The organism is Streptomyces sp. SID4985, assembly GCF_009863025.1.
In the GTDB taxonomy this organism is placed as follows: domain Bacteria; phylum Actinomycetota; class Actinomycetes; order Streptomycetales; family Streptomycetaceae; genus Streptomyces.
In genome coordinates, this window is sequence record NZ_WWIR01000049.1 from 1 (window position 1) to 6,216 (window position 6,216).

Consider the following 6,216-nt stretch of genomic DNA (forward strand, 5'->3'; position numbering starts at 1 on the left):
TCGTGGCCGCCACCGGGGCCGCCCCCGTGACCGCCGCCGCCCCAGCCACCGCCGCGAGGCGTCTCACAGGTGGCCTTGGCCAGCGTCACCGTGCCCTCGACCTCCGCGACGTTCAGCCTCAACGGGTTGACGGAGACCTTGAGTTCGAGGGCGGTGGCGGCGGCCGTGCGCGAGGTGGTGTGGCGCTGGGAGAGGTCGAGGCGGACCTCGCCGACGCCGGGGACCTTGACGATGGAAGGGCCGCCCGCCGTGAGGTTCACGTGTTTGCCGAGGACGGTGACGCCGCCGAGGACGTTCGCCCTGGCCTCCGGCCGCTCCCCCGCCTCGCAGGTGGCGCGGGCGGTGACCGTGCCGACCTCGATGAGGGAGAGCAGCGGCAGGCCGGGGACGTGCACGCGGGCGTGGACCAGCCGTACGGAGCCCTCTGCCCGCTCCGCCGTGGCGGTCGCGCGGGCCTGGGCGACCTCCGCGCGGAGCACGGAGAAGGGCCGGCCGTCGTTCACCCCGTCAAGGCGGGCCGTGAGCGCCGTGCGGTCGGCGTCGCCGGGTGCCTCGACCTCGTTGAGGGTGACCTCGAGCGGGACGTCGAGGGACTTGTGGAGCAGGGACACATCGAGCCCGGTGCGCAGGACGACGGCGGAGGCGTGGCCGTGACGGCCGGTGGCGTGCGCGGTGCCCGCGCCCAGGACCGCGGGACCTGCGGTGAGGGCGGTGACGGTCGCGACGGCGGCCAGACGGCGTGCGGGCATGCGGAAGTTGAGGCTGTTCAAGGCGGTGGGCTCCCGAGAAGGAACTTGCTTGGGACGCGTCAACTTTTACGCACTGTGGGTGAACGGGCAGCAATCCTGGGTCACTTCACTCGATCGTGGGGTTTCCGCACCTTTCTTCGATTCTCGGGGCACAGGAGTTCTCCCCTGTCCCGGCAGGTCACTGCATGACTCGCCCGTTGAGCACCACGCGACGCGGGGCGGCAAGGACTCGCACATCGGCGCGGGGATCGGACTCGTAGACGACGAGGTCGGCGGGCGCGCCCTCCTCCAGGCCGGGACGGCCGAGCCAGGCACGGGCGGCCCAGCTGGTCGCGGAGAGCGCGGCCAGGGGCGGGATGCCCGCGGTGACGAGTTCCTCGACCTCCGCCGCGACCAGACCGTGGGGCAGCGAGCCGCCCGCGTCGGTGCCGACGTACACCGCGATCCCGGCGTCATAGGCGTCGCGCACAGTGTCGTAGCGGCGTTCATGGAGGCGGCGCATATGTGCGGACCACTGGGGGAACTTGGTGTCGCCGCCCGCCGCCAGGCGCGGGAAGGTGGCGATGTTGACCAGGGTCGGGACGATCGCCACCCCGTGTTCGACGAAGAGCGGGATCAGGTCAGGGGTCAGGCCCGTGGCGTGCTCGACGCAGTCGATGCCGGACTCCACCAGGTCCCGCAGCGAACTCTCCGCGAAACAGTGCGCGGTGACGCGGGCGCCCTGCCGGTGCGCCTCGGCGATGCCCGCCGCGACCGCCTCGCGCGGCCAGCAGGGGGCCAGGTCGCCGAGGTCGCGGTCGATCCAGTCGCCGACCAGCTTGACCCAGCCGTCCCCGCGCCGGGCCTCCTGACGGACGTACGCGACGAGGTCCTCGGGCTCGATCTCGTGGGCGTAGCCCCGGATGTAGCGGCGGGTACGGGCGATGTGCCGCCCGGCGCGAATGATCTTCGGCAGGTCGTCGCGCTCGTCGGTCCAGCGGGTGTCCGAGGGCGAACCGGCGTCGCGGATCAGCAGCGTTCCGGTCTCCCGGTCGGTCAGCGCCTGCTTCTCGGCGGTCTCCGCGTCCACGGGACCCTCCGCGCCGAGCCCCACATGGCAGTGCGCGTCGACCAGGCCGGGCAGCGCCCACCCCGACACGGTCGTCACGTCCCCGGCGCCCACGGGACGGTCGTAGGTGACCCGCCCCCCGACCACCCACAGCTCGTCCCGGACGTCCTCGGGCCCCACGAGCACCCGTCCCTTGACGTGCAGCACCGCCTGATCGCTCATGTACGGCACCTTAAACCGCCTTCCCGGCGGCGCGGCAGGTCCGGTAACGTCCTCCCCCGTGAACACCGGACCGGCCCCGACGGGCCACTCACGGACAGGCGACCCGGTGGGTAGCTGATCGCCACATGGGTGCGCCGCACATGCGCCGCCCTCGCCAGGCATCCCCGCCACCCGTCCCGCGGACCTCCCCGCGCCCGAGCACCGAGCATCCCTTTTCTCCGTGCCGGACCACAGCGAGGTCAGCCGTATGACAGTCACGTTCAACCACACCATCATCGCCGCCAAGGACAGGGACGAGTCCGCGCGGTTCTTCCGGGAGCTGCTGGAGCTTCCCGCAGCGCCGTCCTGGGGGCCGTTCCGCAACATCCAGCTCACCGACGGGGTGCTGCTCCAGTTCGCGGAGCCGCCGGTGGAGATCCAGATGCAGCACTACGCGTTCCTGGTCGACGACGAGCTGTTCGACCGGGCGTACCGGTGGCTGTGCGAGCAGGGGGTCACGCACTGGGCCGATCCGCAGATGCGGCGCCCTGGCGAGATCAATCACGAGCACGGCGGCCGGGGCGTCTATTTCAAGGACCCCGCCGGGCACGCGATCGAGCTGATCACGCGCCCGTATCTGTAAGCGGACGCCGCATCGCGGGCGGACGCGAACCCCGTACCGTCGCGGGCGGACATGGAACGGCCGGGCACCCGCACAGGGGTGCCCGGCCGGGCCGGTGTCACATCGCGGCCGTCGCAGCCGTCGCGGCCGTCAGGAGCCGGTCTTCTCCGGACCCGCCCCCACCGGCCCGTCCGTCTCCTCCACCTCGGCCATCGCCGGGTCGAGGACGCGGGAGAGGAAGTGGCGGGTGCGTTCGTTGCGGGGGTTGCCGATGACCTGCTCGGGGGTGCCCTCCTCGACGATGACGCCGCCGTCCATGAAGACGACGCGGTCGGCGACCTCGCGGGCGAAGGTCATCTCGTGGGTGACGACCATCATGGTCATGCCCTCCTCGGCGAGCCCGCGCATGACCGCGAGCACGTCGCCGACCAGCTCGGGGTCGAGCGCGGAGGTCGGCTCGTCGAAGAGCATCACCTCGGGGCCCATGGCGAGCGCGCGGGCGATGGCCACGCGCTGCTGCTGGCCGCCGGAGAGGGCGCCCGGGTGGGCGTCGGCCTTCTCCGCGAGGCCGACGCGGGCCAGGTTCTCGGCGGCGATCCGCGCGGCCGTCGCCTTGTCCCGCCCGAGGACCCGGCGCTGGGGCAGCGTGAGGTTCTCGGTGACGCTCAGGTGCGGGAAGAGGTTGAACTGCTGGAAGACCATGCCGATACGGCGGCGTACGGCGTCGAGGTCGACGTCCGGGTCGGTCAGCTCGGTGCCGCCGACGAAGACCTTGCCCTCGCTCGGCTCTTCGAGCAGGTTGACGCAGCGCAGCAACGTGGACTTGCCGGAGCCGGAGGGCCCGATGACACAGACCACCTCGCCCTGGCCGATCTCCAGGTCGACGCCGCGCAGGACGTGGTTGTCACCGAAGGACTTGTGCAGCCCCTCGATACGGATCTCGGGGGTGCTCACCGGATCGCCTCCTGGGACCTGGACTCCATGCGCCGCACGATGAAGCCGAGCGGGACCGTGACCAGCAGATAGCACAGGCCGGCCACCAGGATCGGCGTGGAGTTGGCGGTGGTACTGGCCAAGTCGTTGCCGAACTTGGACAGTTCGCGCTCCTCCAGGGTGACGCCGAGGAACAGCACCAGCGAGGAGTCCTTGAAGAGCAGGACGAGTTCGTTGGTCAGCGGCGGCAGGATGATGCGGAACGCCTGCGGGATGATGATCGAGATCATGGCCCGCGCGGGCGAGAAGCCCAGCGAACGGGCCGCCTCCATCTGCCCCTTGGGCACGGCCTGGATGCCCGCGCGGATCGTCTCGGCCATGTAGGCGGCGGAGACGAGTCCGAGCGCGACGGCCACCTTGCCGTACGTGCCGCCCGGGTACTGGATGTTCGGGAAGGCCAGCGGTACGCCGACGCCGACGAAGATGAAGATCAGCAGGGCGGGCAGGCCGCGGAAGATCTCGATGTAGATCCCGGCGACCCAGCGGTAGGGCGCCACCGAGGACAGCCGCATCAGGGCGATGACGATGCCGAGACCGAGTCCGACGACGAAGCCGGACAGGGTGTAGAGCACGGTGTTCTTGAGCGCCAGGGTGATGACGTCCGGGAACATCTGCTCGGCGATGGGCAGTTGCAGGAACTGGTTCTGCAGCCGCCCCCAGTCCGCCGAGAACGCGAAGGCGAGTACGGCGGCGACGAAGACGGCGTACTGCGCGCCGCGCGAGACCCGCCGGCGCTGGCGGCGGGTCAGGCCCTGCTTCTTCGGTTGGATACGGGTGTCCGTGTCGGTCATGGAGTCAGCGGGATTCAGGAGGAGGGCGTCGCGGCCGGGGAGGCGGCCGAGGCGTCGTACGGGCCGATCCACTTCTCGTAGATCTTCTTGTAGGTGCCGTCGGACTTGGCCTTGGCGAGCTGCTCGTTGATCGCGGTGAGCAGGGCGGTGTTGCCCTTCTTCACCGTGAAGCCGTACTGCTCGCCGGTCTTGAGGTTGCCGACGACCTTGAAGGCGTCGGCGTTGGCCTTGTTCTTCAGCCAGCTCTGGACCACCGGGTAGTCGACGATGATCGCCTGGACCTGGTTGGTGCGCAGGCCGTTGAGCAGCGCGTCGGAGGAGTGGAAGGAGACCGGGTCGAAGCCCTTGCTCTTCGCGTAGTCCTCACCGGTGGTCTGCGCCTGGGCGCCGAGCGCCTTGTGCTGCGCCTTGACGTCCTGGAAGGACTTCAGGCCGCTGTTCTTGCCGACCAGGACGGCCTGGGTGGCCTCGAAGTACGGGTCGGAGAAGTCGACGTTCTTCTTGCGCTCGTCGGTGATCGTCATGCCCGCCGCGGCCAGGTCGCACTGGCCGGAGTTGAGGAACGCGCCGGTCTTGAAGTTCTCGAACGGCGTGTCGAGGATCTCCTGCTTGACGCCCAGGTCCTTGGCGGCCAGGTCGATCAGGGAGACGTCGAAGCCCTGCACCTTGCCGTCGATCACCGACTGGAACGGCGGGTACGGCAGATGGGTGCAGACGGTCAGCTGACCGGCCTTGACGAGGTGGACCCCCTTGACGGTGGTCTTGCCGCTCCCACCGCCGTTCGACGAGGAGCAGCCCGCGACGAGCGCGATCGCGGCCGCAGCGGTGGCGGCGGCCAGAAGACGGGTCCGGCGCCCGAGGAGCGTTTTCATGGGGGGATCTCCCTGTGGGGGAACTGTAGGTTCTGATTATAAGGAGAGGTTTGGGTCTCTCAAATCAAACCGATGGCCTTTGAGCCGTTCGGCCTGAGAAGTCGCCGGTCAAAGGGGCATGGAGGCCGCGAGTTACCCTCGTCACCGTCGGCCTCCGGCCGGCCCCGTGGACCTCGTGAGCGAAGAGAGCACCCCCGTGACCCACCCCCTCCTCGACCTGCCCCCGCTGACCGCCGCGCGGTTCGCCGCCATCGAGGACCAGGTGGCCGGGCTGCTGGAGACCCGGCAGGACGTGCTGATCACCCAGGGCGAGGCGCTGCTGCCGCTGGAGGGCGCGATCCGCGCCGCCGCGGGTCCCGGCACGGTCGCACTGAACGTGATCACGGGTCCGTACGGGCAGACCTTCGGCAACTGGCTGCGCGACAGCGGTGCCACCGTGCACGATCTCGCGGTCCCCTTCGACGCGGCCGTCACCGCCGAGCAGATCCGGGAGGCGTTCGCCGAGCACCCGGAGATCGACTTCGTGTCCCTGGTGCACGCCGAGGCGGCGACCGGCAACACCAACCCGGTCGCCGAGATCGGCGAGGTCGTACGCGAGCACGGCGCCCTCTTCTATCTGGACGCGGTCGCCTCGGTCGGCGCGGAGCCGGTGCTGCCGGACGCGTGGGGCGTGGACCTGTGTGTGATCGGGGCGCAGAAGGCGATGGGCGGCCCGGCCGGGGTGTCCGCGATCTCGGTGAGCGAGCGCGCCTGGGCCCGGATGGCCGCCAACCCGCACGCCCCGCGCCGCTCCTACCTCTCCCTGCTGGACTGGAAGGAGCGCTGGATCGACGCGGGCCGCGCGGTGCTGCCGCACGCCCCGGCGCAGCTGGAGATGCTGGCCCTGGAGGCGTGCCTGGAGCGCATCGAGGCGGACGGCGCGGAGACGGTCATGGCCCGG

Annotated in this window: 7 protein-coding genes; 2 read left to right on the plus strand and 5 right to left on the minus strand. The window is 70.6% G+C overall.

What is annotated here, in order from left to right; genetic code table 11:
• Together GTW40_RS02220 and GTW40_RS02225 are read right to left on the minus strand one after the other, a co-directional pair.
• A partial coding sequence (locus tag GTW40_RS02220; RefSeq protein ID WP_161178450.1) for an SCO1860 family LAETG-anchored protein occupies positions 1-770 on the minus strand: 770 nt, incomplete at its 3' end.
• Positions 771-927: 157 nt separating this feature from the next.
• Positions 928-2,019: an amidohydrolase family protein gene (locus GTW40_RS02225; protein ID WP_161178451.1), complete on the minus strand. Its 1,092-nt coding sequence runs from the start codon at positions 2,017-2,019 to the stop codon at positions 928-930.
• 247 nt (positions 2,020-2,266) lie between these two features.
• Here GTW40_RS02225 and GTW40_RS02230 point away from each other — a divergent pair, with 247 nt between their 5' ends.
• Positions 2,267-2,641, plus strand: coding sequence for a VOC family protein (locus GTW40_RS02230; RefSeq protein WP_161178452.1), 375 nt, complete (start codon positions 2,267-2,269; stop codon positions 2,639-2,641).
• A gap of 129 nt (positions 2,642-2,770) precedes the next feature.
• Here GTW40_RS02230 and GTW40_RS02235 read toward each other — a convergent pair whose 3' ends face one another.
• The 3 genes from GTW40_RS02235 to GTW40_RS02245 are packed head-to-tail and all read right to left on the minus strand — an operon-like array spanning position 2,771 to position 5,276.
• Positions 2,771-3,574: an amino acid ABC transporter ATP-binding protein gene (locus GTW40_RS02235; RefSeq protein WP_161178453.1), complete on the minus strand. Its 804-nt coding sequence runs from the start codon at positions 3,572-3,574 to the stop codon at positions 2,771-2,773.
• Entirely contained in the window at positions 3,571-4,404 is an 834-nt protein-coding gene (locus tag GTW40_RS02240; RefSeq protein WP_161178454.1) for an amino acid ABC transporter permease, read from the minus strand. Before GTW40_RS02240 ends, GTW40_RS02235 begins: the two co-directional genes overlap by 4 nt.
• A 14-nt stretch (positions 4,405-4,418) precedes the next feature.
• Positions 4,419-5,276, minus strand: coding sequence for a transporter substrate-binding domain-containing protein (locus GTW40_RS02245; protein ID WP_161178455.1), 858 nt, complete (start codon positions 5,274-5,276; stop codon positions 4,419-4,421).
• A gap of 196 nt (positions 5,277-5,472) precedes the next feature.
• On the opposite strand from GTW40_RS02245, the gene GTW40_RS02250 reads away from it, so the two are divergent.
• On the plus strand, positions 5,473-6,216 hold a 744-nt coding region (locus tag GTW40_RS02250; RefSeq protein ID WP_161178456.1), incomplete at its 3' end, for an aminotransferase class V-fold PLP-dependent enzyme.